The organism is Exiguobacterium sp. s7, from assembly GCF_018618195.1.
Classification (GTDB): domain Bacteria; phylum Bacillota; class Bacilli; order Exiguobacteriales; family Exiguobacteriaceae; genus Exiguobacterium; species Exiguobacterium mexicanum_A.
In genome coordinates this window covers 166,349-181,313 of the sequence record NZ_JACSLO010000002.1, presented here as the reverse complement: position 1 = coordinate 181,313, position 14,965 = coordinate 166,349, and the positions used below count along the sequence as shown (strand labels likewise).

The 14,965-nt window shown below is 51.7% G+C and carries 12 protein-coding genes; all 12 read right to left on the bottom strand.

All coding sequences use genetic code 11. The annotated features are described in order from the left end of the window. Positions 1–6: 6 nt before the first annotated feature. A complete protein-coding gene (gene polA / locus KNP79_RS03460) occupies positions 7–2,604 on the bottom strand; it encodes a DNA polymerase I (RefSeq protein ID WP_215191307.1) in 2,598 nt (865 codons plus the stop codon). A gap of 207 nt (positions 2,605–2,811) precedes the next feature. Next, positions 2,812–4,539 (bottom strand): two-component system histidine kinase PnpS, encoded by a 1,728-nt coding sequence (gene pnpS / locus KNP79_RS03455; protein ID WP_215191305.1) that lies wholly within the window; start codon positions 4,537–4,539, stop codon positions 2,812–2,814. Beyond that, entirely contained in the window at positions 4,536–5,240 is a 705-nt protein-coding gene (locus KNP79_RS03450; protein WP_034778217.1) for a response regulator transcription factor, read from the bottom strand. Before KNP79_RS03450 ends, pnpS begins: the two co-directional genes overlap by 4 nt. Before the next feature lie 195 nt (positions 5,241–5,435). Continuing rightward, the gene (mdh, locus tag KNP79_RS03445; RefSeq protein WP_215189953.1) at positions 5,436–6,371 is read right to left on the bottom strand and encodes a malate dehydrogenase; all 936 of its coding nucleotides are present in this window, start codon (positions 6,369–6,371) and stop codon (positions 5,436–5,438) included. A 30-nt stretch (positions 6,372–6,401) separates the two neighbouring features. Beyond that, positions 6,402–7,670, bottom strand: a complete 1,269-nt coding sequence (gene icd / locus KNP79_RS03440; protein WP_215191430.1) for an NADP-dependent isocitrate dehydrogenase — start codon at positions 7,668–7,670, stop codon at positions 6,402–6,404. A gap of 118 nt (positions 7,671–7,788) precedes the next feature. Next, a complete protein-coding gene (gene citZ, locus KNP79_RS03435; RefSeq protein ID WP_215191304.1) occupies positions 7,789–8,901 on the bottom strand; it encodes a citrate synthase in 1,113 nt (370 codons plus the stop codon). 185 nt (positions 8,902–9,086) lie between these two features. Beyond that, positions 9,087–9,551, bottom strand: a complete 465-nt coding sequence (locus KNP79_RS03430; RefSeq protein ID WP_138859195.1) for a DUF441 domain-containing protein — start codon at positions 9,549–9,551, stop codon at positions 9,087–9,089. Positions 9,552–9,617: 66 nt separating this feature from the next. Then, complete coding sequence (gene pyk / locus KNP79_RS03425; protein ID WP_138859194.1) at positions 9,618–11,360, bottom strand: pyruvate kinase; 1,743 nt, start codon at positions 11,358–11,360, stop codon at positions 9,618–9,620. A gap of 95 nt (positions 11,361–11,455) precedes the next feature. Further along, positions 11,456–12,424, bottom strand: a complete 969-nt coding sequence (pfkA, locus tag KNP79_RS03420) for a 6-phosphofructokinase (protein ID WP_034778227.1) — start codon at positions 12,422–12,424, stop codon at positions 11,456–11,458. A 160-nt stretch (positions 12,425–12,584) separates the two neighbouring features. After that, a complete protein-coding gene (locus KNP79_RS03415) occupies positions 12,585–13,520 on the bottom strand; it encodes an acetyl-CoA carboxylase carboxyltransferase subunit alpha (RefSeq protein WP_215191302.1) in 936 nt (311 codons plus the stop codon). After that, a complete protein-coding gene (accD, locus tag KNP79_RS03410; protein WP_215191428.1) occupies positions 13,513–14,367 on the bottom strand; it encodes an acetyl-CoA carboxylase, carboxyltransferase subunit beta in 855 nt (284 codons plus the stop codon). Before accD ends, KNP79_RS03415 begins: the two co-directional genes overlap by 8 nt. Before the next feature lie 14 nt (positions 14,368–14,381). Continuing rightward, a complete protein-coding gene (locus KNP79_RS03405) occupies positions 14,382–14,882 on the bottom strand; it encodes a FadR/GntR family transcriptional regulator (RefSeq protein ID WP_233004410.1) in 501 nt (166 codons plus the stop codon). Between the last annotated feature and the right edge of the window lie 83 nt (positions 14,883–14,965).

Genomic DNA, 14,965 nt, shown 5'->3' with positions numbered 1-14,965 from the left:
TCGTCTTTATTTCGTATCAAACCATGTCTCACCGAACGAACCGTCCGCGCGAAGCGGCACGTCCAAGGTGACCGTGTGTTCCATCGCTTGTTTGACGATCGTCTCGAGCGAGTCCATTTCTTCTTTAGGTCCTTCAAAGATAAGTTCGTCGTGGACTTGAAGCAATAACTTCGACTGAAGTCCTGACTCACGGAGTGCCACGTCGACATCAATCATCGCTTTTTTGATAATATCGGCGGCCGTCCCTTGAATCGGCGTGTTGATCGCTGTGCGTTCCGCAAAACCGCGCAAGTTGAAGTTTCGAGAATGGATGTCCGGGATATTGCGGCGACGCTTCAGCATCGTTTCAACATAGCCGTGTTCCCGCGCTCGTTCGATCGCGGCATCCATGAACCGTTTCACACCCGGGAACTGCTCGAAATACGTATCGATGAACGTCTGTGCTTCTTTTCGGCTAATGCCGAGGTTTTGCGACAGCCCATAGTCGCTAATGCCGTAAATGATGCCGAAGTTGACGGCCTTGGCTTGGCGACGCATGAGCGATGTCACTTCTTCTTTCGCGACTCGGAACACGTTGGCAGCCGTCGACGTATGGATATCCTCATCATGGAGGAACGCCTCGAGCATCTTCTCATCTTGCGACATGTGGGCCATGATCCGAAGCTCGATTTGCGAATAGTCGACCGCATACAGCATCCAGTCGGCCTCACTCGCGGTGAACGCCTTGCGAATGCGCCGCCCTTCTTCCAAGCGGATCGGGATGTTCTGTAAGTTCGGGTTGACCGAGGACAACCGTCCGGTCTGCGTCAACGTCTGCGTATAGCGGGTATGGATCTTCCCGTCGTCTTTGATGACTTTTTGCAAGCCTTCGACATATGTCGATTGCAACTTGCCGAGCTCACGGTAATGCATAATATGTTCGACGATCGGATGCAGCGGCGCGAGTTTCTCGAGCACGTCCGCTGCCGTCGAGTAACCGGTCTTCGTCTTTTTGACCGGTGGCAACGCCAACTTCTCGAATAGAATGACGCCGAGCTGTTTCGGCGAGTTGATATTGAACGTCTCACCGGCGAGACTATGAATCTCCGCCTCGAGTTGAAGCAACCGTTCCCGCAAATCGTCTTCCATCACTTTCAGCGTCGCCACGTCGACGTGAATCCCGGCCCACTCCATCTCTGCAAGCACCGAGGCGAGCGGACGTTCCAAATCTTCATAGAGCGACGTCTGTTCGTTTTGGTCGAGTTCTTTGCCGACGTTTACGAACAGCGTCAAGATCGCCATCGCCTTCTCGCCGAGATGTTGCTCGAGCACGTCCTGTTCCGGGACGTGCAGCTTCGCACCCTTGCCATAAACCGCCTCGTCTTCCGGTAACGTGTAATCGAAATGAGCGGCAATCGAATCGAGTGTCGTCCCGCCCGACAGGTTCAGCAAATATCCGGCGACGAGCAAATCGTCATAGCCTCGGAGCGTCACAGCATGTCGCTTCAATTGGACGATCGTCTGTTTCGCATCGAGACAAATCGTGGCTCGGTTCTCGTCGGCCAACCAGTCTCGTACTGCCGGGACGTCTAAAAGCGACACATCGCCGACCGTCACGCCGGCTTTCGAGGCGATGGCCACACCGATGACCGGTTCTTCGAAATAGTCGTCACGGAGTTGCTCGAGGATGAGGACCGCTTCTGTCAAATCTTGCTTGTCGATCGCGATATGATTCACCTCACGCGCTTCGACCGCTTCCTCGCTCGACGCTTCAAGGTTCAGTTTGCTCAGAAGCGATTTGAACTGAAGGCTCATGAACAACGACTTCACTTTTCCAGCGTCATACGGATGGAACGTAAGGTCGTCCGTGCTTATATCGATTGGGACATCCGTATAGATCGTCGCCAATTGTTTCGACATGAGTGCTTCCCGCTCGTTCGCCTCGACTTTCTCTTTTTGTTTCCCTTTTAATTCATGCGTATGTTCATATAGTCCTTCGACAGATCCGTAAGCCGTGAGCAGTTTAAGCGCCGTCTTCTCACCAACCCCCGGGATTCCGGGGATATTATCGGACTTATCCCCCATTAAGCCTTTCAAATCGATCATTTGGAGCGGGGTGAGACCGTCATAGCGCTCTTTGAACGCCTTCGCGTCCATCGTCTCCACATCGGTGATCCCACGCTTCGTCAAATAGACGGTGACGCGATCGTCAATCAGTTGCAGTAAATCTTTATCCCCAGTGACGACCGTCACTTGATCGAACGCCTCATTTTTTGAGAGCGTCCCGATAATATCGTCGGCCTCGTACTGGTCGAGTTCGAGCACTTTGATCCCGAACGCCTCACAAACCTCGCGGACAATCGGGAATTGCTCGCGGAGTTCCCCTGGGGTCTTCTGCCGTCCCCCCTTATAGTCAGCATACGTGTCGTGCCGGAACGTCTTCTTCGACGCATCAAATGCGACCGCGAAATGCGTCGGTTGCTCATCTTCCATCAGTTTTAACAACATCATGGTGAACCCGTACACGGCATTCGTATTTCGACCGCTCGCATCCGTCATCGGAGGCAGCGCGAAAAACGCACGATATGTGAGTGAGTTTCCATCAAGAAGTAGTAGTTTATTCATTGGTCAACCTCCATTCTATCTGATTCCATCATATCATACGGGCACATGCGTTCGAAAAAAAAGACCCTTTTCTAGTAGCTAGAAAAGGGTCAATCTTCCTGACCGAGTGGAGATGAGCACCGGCCGGGACACGAGATGATGAAGAGGTCTCATCTATAGAGTAGCATCGCTTTGTAAAGTCGGTATGAACCCGACATGAATTCCATGTTAAGCGATTGGGAATTTGATTGTGAACGTTGTCCCAGCACCTTCGACACTATCCACGTGAATCGTCGCGTGATGAAGGTCGATGATATGTTTGACGATGGCAAGACCGAGACCTGTCCCGCCGGAGTTCCGGCTCCGCGCTTTATCGACCCGGTAGAATCGTTCAAAGATTCGGCTCACTTCTTTCGGCGCGATGCCAATCCCGTTGTCTTTGACAATCAAATATGATCCGTCCGTTCTCTTTTCGACCGCGATTTCGACACGGCTGTCTTCCGGCGAGTAGTTGATGGCGTTGGCGACAAGGTTCAAGATGACTTGCTTGATTCGGTTCATGTCCGCCTGCAAGATGACTTCCCCGTCGTGGCGCGACTCCAAATGAATCGATTTCTGCTCCGCTTTCTGGCTCAACACGAGACACACTTCCTCAACGAGATGATTGAGCTGGACCGGGGTGAAGTCCAAATGGAAATCTTCACGTTCAAGCCGTGACAGCTCGAGTAAGTCCTCAACGAGCATTTGCATGCGCGTCGCTTCTTTTTGAATGATATCCAAAAATTGATCGCGCAACTCGGGCACTTCTTTTGCCCCGTCAAGGAGTGTCTCACTGAAACCTCGGATCGATGTGAGCGGCGTCTTCAACTCATGGCTGACGTTCGCGACGAAATCTTTCCGCATCTTCTCGAGTCGTTTCAATTCAGAAATATCGTTAAACAGGAGCGTCGTCCCGCGCAACATGCCTGTATCACTGAAGATTGGTGCGGCCGACACCATATACGTCTTTTGGTTGAATCCAGTTCGAATCGACAATTGACGGCGGTGGGGCTCTTCGGTCAAATAGACGTCCTCGATCAACGTCTCGACGTCCGGACTCGGTAAAATGCCGTGATAAAATTGACCAATCATCAAGTCGTCGTATTGGAACATGTCACGATATGAGCGGTTGACGAGCGTCACGATGCCACGTTCGTCGACCAAAAGCAACCCTGCCCCCATGTATTCGATGAGTGACTCGAGCCTTGCCCGTTGCACGGATTCACCAAGTGAGATCGTCTCCAAGTTACGGGCGAGAACGTTGATCGACCCGGCCAGACTGCCCGTTTCTTCATCATTGCGCAATTCGTACACACGGGCCCGATAGTTTCCGTCGGCAAGTTCACGTAACACGATTGTCGCCTCATCGATCGGTCGGATAAACTGATTCGTCAAATTATGCAACACGAACAAAATCAAGAAGAATGAGAAAATCAAGGCCAAGGCAATCGTCAGCCAAATCCGGTCATACACCCCTTCTAGATCGGAGACGTAGCGGATGAAACTGAGATACACCGTATCACCCGAGGAGAGTTCGATCGGTTTTGTGAACTGAATCAAATCCTCACGCGTCTCGTTCCCAAACGTCCCGTCGTCTGGGATTGAAGCAGCGTCCATCCGAAAATCGAACGAACCGACCCGAAACGGTGTCCCGGCAATCACTTCCATCCGGCGATTGAGGAGCAGAATGTCGAAACTACTCTCGTCATCGATTTGCCGGACATAGTCTTGAATCGCCTCGAGGTCGCCCCCTTCTAAATATAAGGCGGCGAGCTCCGTGTCCTCTTTCAAACGATCGCGTTCGGAGTCCAAATAGAAGTCTTTGAACAATTGACCAAGCACGATCCCGAGGGTCAACAAGACGCCCGTCACGAGCAGGATGAGCGTCGTCAAAAAACGCGAGCGGTACGTCTTCATTCGGGCATCGGCTCTTCCATCTTATAGCCGAGACCGCGAATCGTTTTGATATATGTCGGTTTTTTCGTCACCGGTTCAATCTTTTCCCGAAGGTGGCTAATATGGACATCGACGATGCGCGTATCGCCGACGAAATCGTAATTCCAAATAGCCGATAAGAGTTGATCACGCGTCAAGACACGGCCTTTGTTTTTAGCAAGATAAGCCAACAGTTCGAACTCTTTTGGGGTCAACTCAAGCCGCTCCCCGTTTTTGAACACTTCATAGTTCGAAGCGATAATTTTCACGTCACCGATTTCAATGACGTCCGCGTCCACCGCCGGCACCTCTTGTGGAGCTGAACGCCGTAAGATTGCTTTGACCCGGGCCACGACTTCACGCGGACTGAACGGTTTCGTCAAATAATCATCCGCCCCTAGTTCGAGACCGAGCACTTTATCGAACTCATCGTCTTTTGCCGTCAACATCAGGATCGGCGTGTTCACTTTCTGTTGGCGGAGTCGCTTACAAACTTCGAGACCATCCATCTCGGGCAACATCAAATCGAGGACGATCAATACCGCATCCTGCTTCTCGGCGAGTTCGAGACCGGTCTTCCCATCATGGGCCGTCTCAACCTCAAAACCGGCTTGCTCCAAATTGAATTTCAATAACGTCGCAATCGACACCTCGTCATCGACAACAATCACTTTTTCGGCCACGCTTAGTTCCTCCTCTAATCTATCTGTTCTGTCACGTACACTACCTATTTTACAAATCAATGCCACGTCCGACCAACATCAAAGCAAATCTTTACAAAAACAAAACAAATCCACGTTCTTCTTTCAGTGTAGCACGCGACCCTCAAAAACCAAGCGTACAAAAAACCTCGCCTGCTCAGCAGACGAGGTGACGAATCAGTTAAGGACGTTCAAGACGGAGCGGACCGATTCAGCCGAGCGCTCAAGCGCGGCCGTCTCCTCTTCCGTCAATTCAAGTTCGAGCACACGTTCAATCCCGTTCGCGCCAAGTATCGTCGGGACACCGAGATACAAGTCGTGGAAGCCGTACTCACCGTCGAGATACGCGATGGCCGGTAAAATACGTCGTTGATCTTTCAAGATCGCTTCGACCATCTCGACGATGGCCGCTGCCGGCGCATAGTAGGCCGATCCGTTCCCGAGCAGCTGGACGATTTCGCCGCCACCTTTACGGGTCCGATTGACGATCGCATCGATTCGGTCGCTCGGCAATAGCTTCTCGAGTGGGATGCCTCCCGCGTACGAGTAACGAATGAGCGGGACCATGTCATCCCCGTGCCCGCCGAGCACGAATCCAGAGACGTCCTTCACGGAGATATTCAACTCCGCAGCGACGAACGTCCGGAACCGAGCCGTATCGAGCACACCGGATTGACCGATCACGCGCTCTTTCGGGAAGCCTGACTCTTTGAAGGCGGCATATGTCATCGCATCGACCGGGTTCGTCAAGACGATTAAAATCGCATCGGGTGAATAGCGGGCCACTTCTTTCGTGACGGCCCGCATCACTTTGGCGTTCGTCGAGACGAGGTCGTCCCGGCTCATGCCAGGTTTCCGGGCAATCCCGGCCGTGATAACGACGATATCCGAATCCGCCGTGTCGGCGTAATCCGACGTCCCCGTGATCCACGAGTCAAACCCTTGAATCGGCGCCGTCTCTTGCATATCGAGCGCTTTCCCTTTCGTCGGGCTCTCGTTTTCTTTGATATCGAGCAGGACGACGTTACCGAGCTCTTTTTGAGCCAGATACAGTGCAGTCGTGGCTCCCGTGAATCCGCTACCGATCACCGAAATTTTATTGCGACGAATCATTGTGCTCTCCCCCTTGGTTTAACTGATGAATTACATGTTTTTGATTAGTTCATCTGCAAACTCTGAACACTTCACTTCTGTCGCGCCGTCCATAAGGCGAGCGAAATCGTATGTGACGACTTTCGAGGCAATCGTCTTCTCCATCGAGTTGATGATGAGGTCAGCCGCTTCGTTCCAGTTCATATGACGAAGCATCATCTCACCTGACAAGATGACTGATGACGGGTTGACCTTGTCAAGACCTGCATATTTTGGTGCCGTACCGTGTGTCGCTTCAAAGATCGCATGGCCCGTCACGTAGTTGATGTTCGCTCCTGGCGCGATCCCGATTCCGCCGACTTGGGCAGCGAGTGCATCCGAGATGTAGTCCCCGTTCAAGTTCATCGTTGCCACGACATCGAATTCACGTGGACGTGTCAAAATCTGTTGCAAGAAGATATCGGCGATCGAATCTTTTACGATGATTTTGCCTTCCGCTTCTGCTTTCGATTGAGCTTCGTTTGCAGCCGCTTCGCCTGACTCTTCTTTGATGCGGTCGTACTGTGCCCATGTGAAGACTTTGTCGCCGTATTCTTCTTCTGCGAGCTCATAACCCCAGTTTTTGAAGGCGCCTTCTGTGAACTTCATGATGTTCCCTTTATGGACGAGCGTGAGCGATTTACGGTTGTTCGCAATCGCGTACTCGAGAGCCGCGCGAACAAGGCGTTTTGTTCCTTCAGACGAGATCGGTTTGATGCCGATTCCAGACGTTTCTGGGAAACGGATTTTGTTGACGTTCATCTCGTCTTTTAAGAATGAGATCAGTTTTTTCACTTCGTCGCTGCCTGACGCGTACTCAATCCCAGCGTAGATATCTTCTGTGTTCTCACGGAAAATGACCATGTCTGTATCTTCTGGGCGCTTGACCGGTGATGGGACGCCTGTGAAGTAACGGACCGGACGCAAGCACGTGTACAAGTCAAGTTCTTGACGGAGTGCTACGTTGAGTGAACGGATTCCGCCGCCGACCGGTGTCGTCAATGGACCTTTGATGGCAATCAAATATTCACGGATTTGATCGAGTGTCTCGTTTGGAAGCCATTCGCCTTTTTGGTTGAATGCCTTCTCCCCAGCGTACACTTCCATCCATTCGATTTTCTTCTCGCCGCCGTATGCTTTTTCGACAGCCGCATCAAAGACGCGCACCGATGCGTTCCAGATGTCTGGTCCTGTGCCGTCACCGATGATAAATGGAATCGTCGGTACGTTCGGTACGTTTAATACACCGTTTTCAACTGTGATTTTTTCGTTTTGTGTCAACATAATGAATCCCCCTAAGTACATTTATGTAGGCCGACGCGAACGCCGACCTACGTCAATTGTTAGTTTACCAAAGTTTATGTCTAAATTGTGACTCGATCTTCTCGTGTCGCGTCAATTAACGCTCATTCACAGGGACGTATGACCGGTTCGTCTCGCCAACGTACTCGGCGCGCGGACGAATCAAGCGGTTGTCCGCATACTGTTCGAGAATGTGGGCGATCCAGCCTGACATGCGTGAGACGGCGAAAATCGGTGTGAACAACTCTTCATCGAGACCGAGCGCATAATAAGTCGATGCTGAATAGAAATCAACGTTCGGCTTCAAGCCTTTCTCTGTCTCGACGAGGTGATCGATCTTCTCAGACATCTCGTACCATTCCGGCTCGCCGATTTGGGCCGTCAGTTGGCGGCTCATCTCTTTCAAATGTTTCGCACGCGGGTCGCCGTCCTTATAGACACGGTGACCGAAGCCCATGATTTTCTCACGACGCTCGAACTTGCCGCGAACGTAGTCTTCGGCTTTGTCGACCGAACCAATCTCGTGGAGCATTTTCATGACCGCCTCATTCGCACCGCCGTGAAGCGGGCCTTTGAGCGCTCCCATCGCTGCCGTCACGCCTGAGTAAATATCAGACAACGTGGCAACGCAGACGCGGGCCGTGAACGTCGAAGCGTTCAATTCATGGTCGGCGTGAAGGATGAGTGCCTTATCAATCGTCTTCTCGGCTACCTCACTTGGTTCTTCTCCGTTCAACATGTATAGGAAATTGGCCGCATACGACAAGCCAGGTTTCGGCGCAACCGGTTGTTCGCCTTTACGAAGACGAGCGAACGCCGTTACAATCGTCGCAATTTGAGCTTGGAGACGAATCGCTTTGCGCATGTTCGCTTCTGTACTCATATCTTCAGCCTCTTCATCATAAAGCGCGAGCTGTGAAAGGGCCGTCCGAATCGTCGCCATCGCATTGGCCGATTTCGGCGCCCGTTCGAGCGTCGCGATGACTTCTTCTGGTAATTTGGCTTCTTTCACGAGCGCTTCAGAGAGCTCAGTTAATTCATCTGCTTTTGGAAGACGGTCGTTCCATAATAGGAAAACAACCTCTTCAAAAGTGGCGTGGTCCGCCAAATCGTCGATTGTGTATCCTCCGTAAGTCAATTGTCCGTCGATGATCGAACTGACTTTTGAGGCCGCTGCCACAATTCCTTCTAATCCTTTTGTCGTTGACATCAATAACTCCCCCTCAGTCTTTAAAAGTGATCGACCGCATCATACAGTCTGTTGTGTAGGGAATAAGGGCGGGAAGCCGAACACTTTCCCCAATCCGTTTCGAGCTCGCTCCACCCTGTCCTTTATCTAGTATAAACAATTTACTGAAAAAAAGAAATGTAAGCGTATCCAGCCGTCAAAAAATGTCAGAACCATTTTTCTAACAGGCTAAATCCACCTAAAATCAAAGCGGCGATCCCGGCTCCAATCAGCGGTCCAACCGGCACGCCTTTCATGAAACCGACGGCTAGGATGGTACCGGCGAGGAGTGCCGTCGTCACGACTGGTTCGATTCGCATCAGTTGAACGCCTTGGGCCGCGGCGAGCGCGACGAAGATTCCTGAGCCGAAAGCGATGATGCCGACCGGCCCTTTAATACTATTCCACAATTCCCTAAACCCGATGTCACCGGTCGCAATCGGGACGAGCACGGCAATCGTGATAATCGTCACGCCCCAATGGATGCCTTTTGAGGCGAGCGTCGGAAACAATTGATCACCGAACCCAACGGCTTTAATAATCAATAGGACGCTGCTGGCGATGATGACCGACTGGTTATGGGAGATAACCCCGATCAACACGAGCAGCAATAAGAATAAATACGCACTCATCATAGACTCTCTTTCTGAATGGAAAAAGAACCGACTCATGAGAGAGTCGGTTCGATTGGCATTCGATTACGCGTTGTAGATTTTACCAGTAAGTGGGTCGATCGAAATCATCTGTCCGTCACGGAACGTTGATGTCGCTGATTCGACACCGACGATGACCGGTTTACGGAGTGATGGCCCGACGATACCAGCATGGCTCGTCAATCCGCCGTCTTCAGTGATGATTCCAGCCGCTTTTTCAATCGCTGGCATCATTTCTTTATCTGTGAATGGTGCGACGAGGATCATGCCGTCTTTCGCTTTCGCATTCGCTTCGTCTGCATTGTTCGCAATGACGACTTCACCGACGAGACCGCGCTCACCGATCCCGCGTCCGTTTGCGAGGGCGTGACCGACGATATGAACTTTCATCATGTTTGTCGTACCCGCAGTCGCAGCCGGGATACCTGCCGAGATGACGACGAGGTCACCGTCTGTGACGAATCCAGCGTGACGAGCCGCTTCTGAAGCTTGTACCAACATCTCATCCGTGTTGTTCGGCATCGTGTCAGCGACGATCGGGTACACGCCCCAAACGAGGTTCAATTGACGTGCCACACGCTCTGACTCTGTGACCGCGATGATGTTCGCCTCTGGACGATACTTCGCTGTACGAGCAGCCGTGTAACCTGATTGTGTCGGTGTCAAGATCGCTTTTGCGTTCAAGTTGATTGCCGTGTGGGCAACCGCTTGTGAGATTGCATCCGTTACCGTGTGCTCACTGCGCTTCTGACGATCTTTGAGCAAGTTTTTGTAGTCGAGCATTTGCTCAGTACGAACAGCGATCGCTGCTTGCATTTGAACTGACTCGATTGGGTAGTCCCCTGCTGCCGTCTCACCTGAAAGCATGACCGCATCCGTACCATCGAGGATGGCGTTGGCAACGTCAGATGCTTCCGCACGTGTTGGACGCGGGTTGCGTTGCATTGAATCAAGCATTTGTGTAGCCGTGATGACCGGTTTCCCGAGGTCGTTACACTTCTTGATCAATTCTTTTTGAACTGGTGTGACTTCTTCCGTTGGAATCTCGATTCCGAGGTCACCACGAGCGACCATCAAACCGTCAGAAATCGCCAAGATTTCGTCGATATTGTCGACACCTTCTTGGTTCTCGATTTTCGGATAGATTTTGATGTGTGACGCGTTGTTGCGTTCAAGAAGTTGACGAATCTCAACGACGTCAGACGCACGGCGGACGAACGATGCCGCGATGACATCGATGTCTTGTGAAATCCCGAACTCGATGTCGGCGATGTCTTTGTCTGTAAGGGCAGGAAGGTTTACCTTGACGTTAGGCAAGTTGACACCTTTCTTCGTCTTGATGACGCCTTCGTTTTCGATGACGCAGCGAAGATCACGGTTCGGGAGCTTCTCAACGACAAGGAGTCCGATGAGTCCGTCATCGAGCATGATGCGTGAACCGACTTCAACGTCTTCGTAGAGACCTTCGTACGTGACCGAGAAACGATCTTTCGTTCCGACGATTTCTTCTGTCGAGACGATGATGACTTCTTTGCCTTTTTCGAGGAGTGCTTTTCCGTCTTCAAACGTATGTGTACGGATTTCAGGACCTTTCGTGTCAAGAAGAACCGTCACGACTTTGCCGGCAGCTTTTGCTGCTTCGCGGATGTCGCGGATACGTGCGCCGTGCTCTTCATAGTCACCGTGTGAGAAGTTGAGACGGGCGACGTTCATACCGGCTTCAATCATTTCCGGAAGACGTTTCTCTGAAGCTGGTCCAATCGTACATACAATTTTCGTTCTACGCATAAATAAAAACCTCCTAGGGGATGTATTACATTTACACACAGAAAACGGGGGGGCAACCGACCCGATCCCGTCTCTGTGGAGTTCACTGGTACTCGTTAAATCGAAAGTTGGTTCGAAAGATCGATCAACTGCATATCGAGCGTGTGCTTGTTGTGGTCGAGCGCTTCGTCGATATCGAGATCCATCATCTTACCGGCACGAATGCCGACGACACGTCCTGCCTTGCCTTCGAGTAAAATCTCGACAGCGTAAGCACCCATGCGGCTCGCAAGCACGCGGTCCGCAGCAGTTGGGGAACCGCCACGTTGAATGTGTCCAAGAATCGTCACGCGTGTCTCTGAGTTTGTCTTCTCAGCGATCATTTTTCCGATCTCTTCCGCACTGCCGGCGCCTTCAGCGACGACGACGATCGAGTGTTTCTTACCGCGAGCCACACCATGGTTGATGCGTTCCACGATCGCACTCAAGTCTTCTGGACGTTCTGGGACGAGGATTGACTCGGCACCACCGGCAAGACCGGCATAAAGTGCGATATCACCTGCGTCACGGCCCATCACTTCAATGACATACGTCCGTTCATGCGACGACGCCGTGTCACGGATTTTGTCAATCGCGTCAAGCGCCGTGTTGAGCGCTGTGTCGAATCCGATTGTCGCATCTGTACCCGGGATATCGTTGTCGATCGTTCCCGGCAGACCAATTGTTGGGAAACCGAGTTCTGTCAACTTTTGGGCGCCACGGTATGAACCGTCTCCACCAATTACTACGAGCGCGTCGATGTCGAATTTCTTCAACTGCTCGACCGCTTTCGCACGACCCTCTTCCGTTCTAAACTCAGGGCAACGGGCCGAACGTAAGAATGTTCCTCCGCGTTGAATGATATCGCCGACTGAACCGAGGTTCAATTCGACGAGATCTCCTTCGATTAGACCTTGATAGCCGTTATACACACCGTACACTTCTAGACCTTCGAAAATTGCTTTTCGGGTCACGGCACGGACTGCAGCGTTCATTCCAGGGGCGTCTCCCCCACTTGTCAATACCGCAATACGTTTTAAATTCACGTCACTCACCTCTTATGTGTTTTAACGAAATCTGAAAATAAAATACCATGTCTGACCTTTGTTTTACAACACAAGTATGTGAAAAAAAAGCATGGGGTGTGCTCAAAACCAGTCATCTCGTGAGTGAATGAACGTGAACCTGAAGCGGTTGTTAACGTTTTCACGAGCCAATTGTGCCAATTTGATGATATTTGGCGGCCCGCCCTTGCAACAACTCATTTTGAGTCCGGCCTCGCAACTCCGTCATGTGTTGTGCTAATACAGGCTTTAAGAGTGATGACTGTAATGACACATCGATATGGGCGCCGCCGAATACCTCGGTGACGACTTCATCGACAATCCCTAAATTCAGCAAATCTTGTGCTGTGATCTTCATCGTTTCCGCTGCGCGTTCTGCGAGCTTCGCGTCTTTCCATAAGAGCGCGGCGGCGCCTTCTGGTGAAATGACCGAATACGTGCTGTTCTCTAACATGAGCAGACGGTCACAGACACCAATCCCGAGCGCTCCGCCCGATCCGCCTTCTCCGATGACGATCGAGATAATCGGCACTTTCAACGTCGCCATCTCGAACAAGTTGCGTGCAATCGCCTCGCTTTGCCCACGCTCTTCGGCGGCTTTCCCAGGATAAGCGCCTTTCGTATCGATGAACGTGATGACAGGACGATTGAACTTTTCCGCTTGCTTCATAAAGCGAAGCGCTTTGCGATAGCCTTCTGGATGCGGCATCCCAAAGTTACGTTTCATGTTCTCTTTCGTGTTACGACCTCGTTGATGGCCGATAATCGTCACCGCTTTCCCGTCGAGTGTGGCCAATCCCGTTACGATGGCAGCATCATCATAGCCGTGACGGTCACCGTGCAACTCGATGAAATCTGGAAACAGTTGGGTGATATAATCGAGCGTCGTCGGCCGTTTCGGGTTACGCGCCAGTTGCACGCGATCCCACGGTTTCATATTCCCATAAATGTCTTTTTCTAATCGATGAAGCTTCGCTTCAAGATGACGGATTTCTCGAGATAAGTCGATGCCTTTCGTCTCTGCCGTCTCGCGCAGCCTCCCGAGCTGTTCGTTTACTTCTTTGATTGGATCAAACATGATGGACCTCCCCGCCGTGTAACTCGATCATCTTCTTCAAGAACGAACGCATCTGTTCGCGGTGAACGACGGCGTCCAGTTGCCCCGCTTCTAACAAGAACTCGGCAGTTTGGAAGTTGTCTGGCAATTTCTCACGAATCGTCTGTTCGATGATGCGGCGCCCGGCGAAGCCGATCAACGCCCCAGGTTCGGCGACGTTCACATCCCCGAGCATCGCGAAACTGGCTGATACGCCACCTGTCGTCGGGTGCGTCAAGTAGGCGATGTACAAGAGGCCGGCCTCGTCATGTTGTTTCAACGCAATCGACGTATTGGCCATCTGCATCAAGCTGACCATGCCTTCTTGCATGCGCGCTCCGCCTGAAGCAGTAAACAGGACGACCGGCAATCGTTCTTTTGTCGCGGTCCGCACGGCCGAGGCGATCGCTTCTCCGACATACGCCCCCATCGATCCCATACGGAAGCGGGCATCCATGACGCAGACGACGACCGGGAGCCCATCGATCGTGGCGCGGCCACAGACGATGGCTTCTTCAATCCCAGTTCGCTCCCTGTCTTTTTTCAATTTATCTTCATAATCTGGAAAATCAAGCGGGTTCTCTTTGACGAGCGGCCCCGCAAATTTTTCAAACGATTGACCGTCGACCAACATGTGAATCCGCTCATCTGCACTGAGCGGGAAATGGTAGCCGCAATCACACACTTTATGATTTTCGTTTAACTGTTTCGTGTAATGCATATATTTACAGGATGGACATTTTGTCATCAAGCCTTGTGGTGCGTCAATTTTTGGTTCTCGTTGACGCAAAGGCATATATCGTTTCGGTTTCTTGAAAAAAGCAGTCATCGCTTCCCCCTCGTTCATTCCGGCATCCCCGCCTCACGCCACATCTCCAACAATCGTCTACGTTCATCTTCAGTATACAAGTCGCCCGCGTCCGTCCCGTCATAAAATCGGTTTACTTCACTCCAAATTCGAATGAACAGTTCATTCTTCAACCCGAAGATGAGATGCTGCCGGAAGGCACGGTCCGTCTCCACACTCCCCTCGAGCAACGCGATGCGTTCCGGGGTCGGTTCGACTTCCGTCAACGCCAAGCGTTCGAGCAGTCGCAACATATCGACAATGTCCGACGCCTTCGTCTGTTTCGTGACGATAAACTCTGACAAAATCTCAATATACCGATGCCGATCTTGCTCACATAAAAACGTGCCGCCGCCGTGTCTCGTCTCAACGATTCCAAGGAAGCTGAGTGCCCGTAACGCTTCACGGACCGAGGCACGGCTGATGGATAGCGTCTCGGCGAGTTCCCGTTCTGACGGGAGACGGTCGCCTGGCTCGAGTGAGGCCTGGACGATCAACGTTCTAATTTTAGAAATGTTTTCGTGAAATGAGGATGCGTGTTTTCCATGCATCTGACCGTTCAACTCCCTTTTTGGATGGC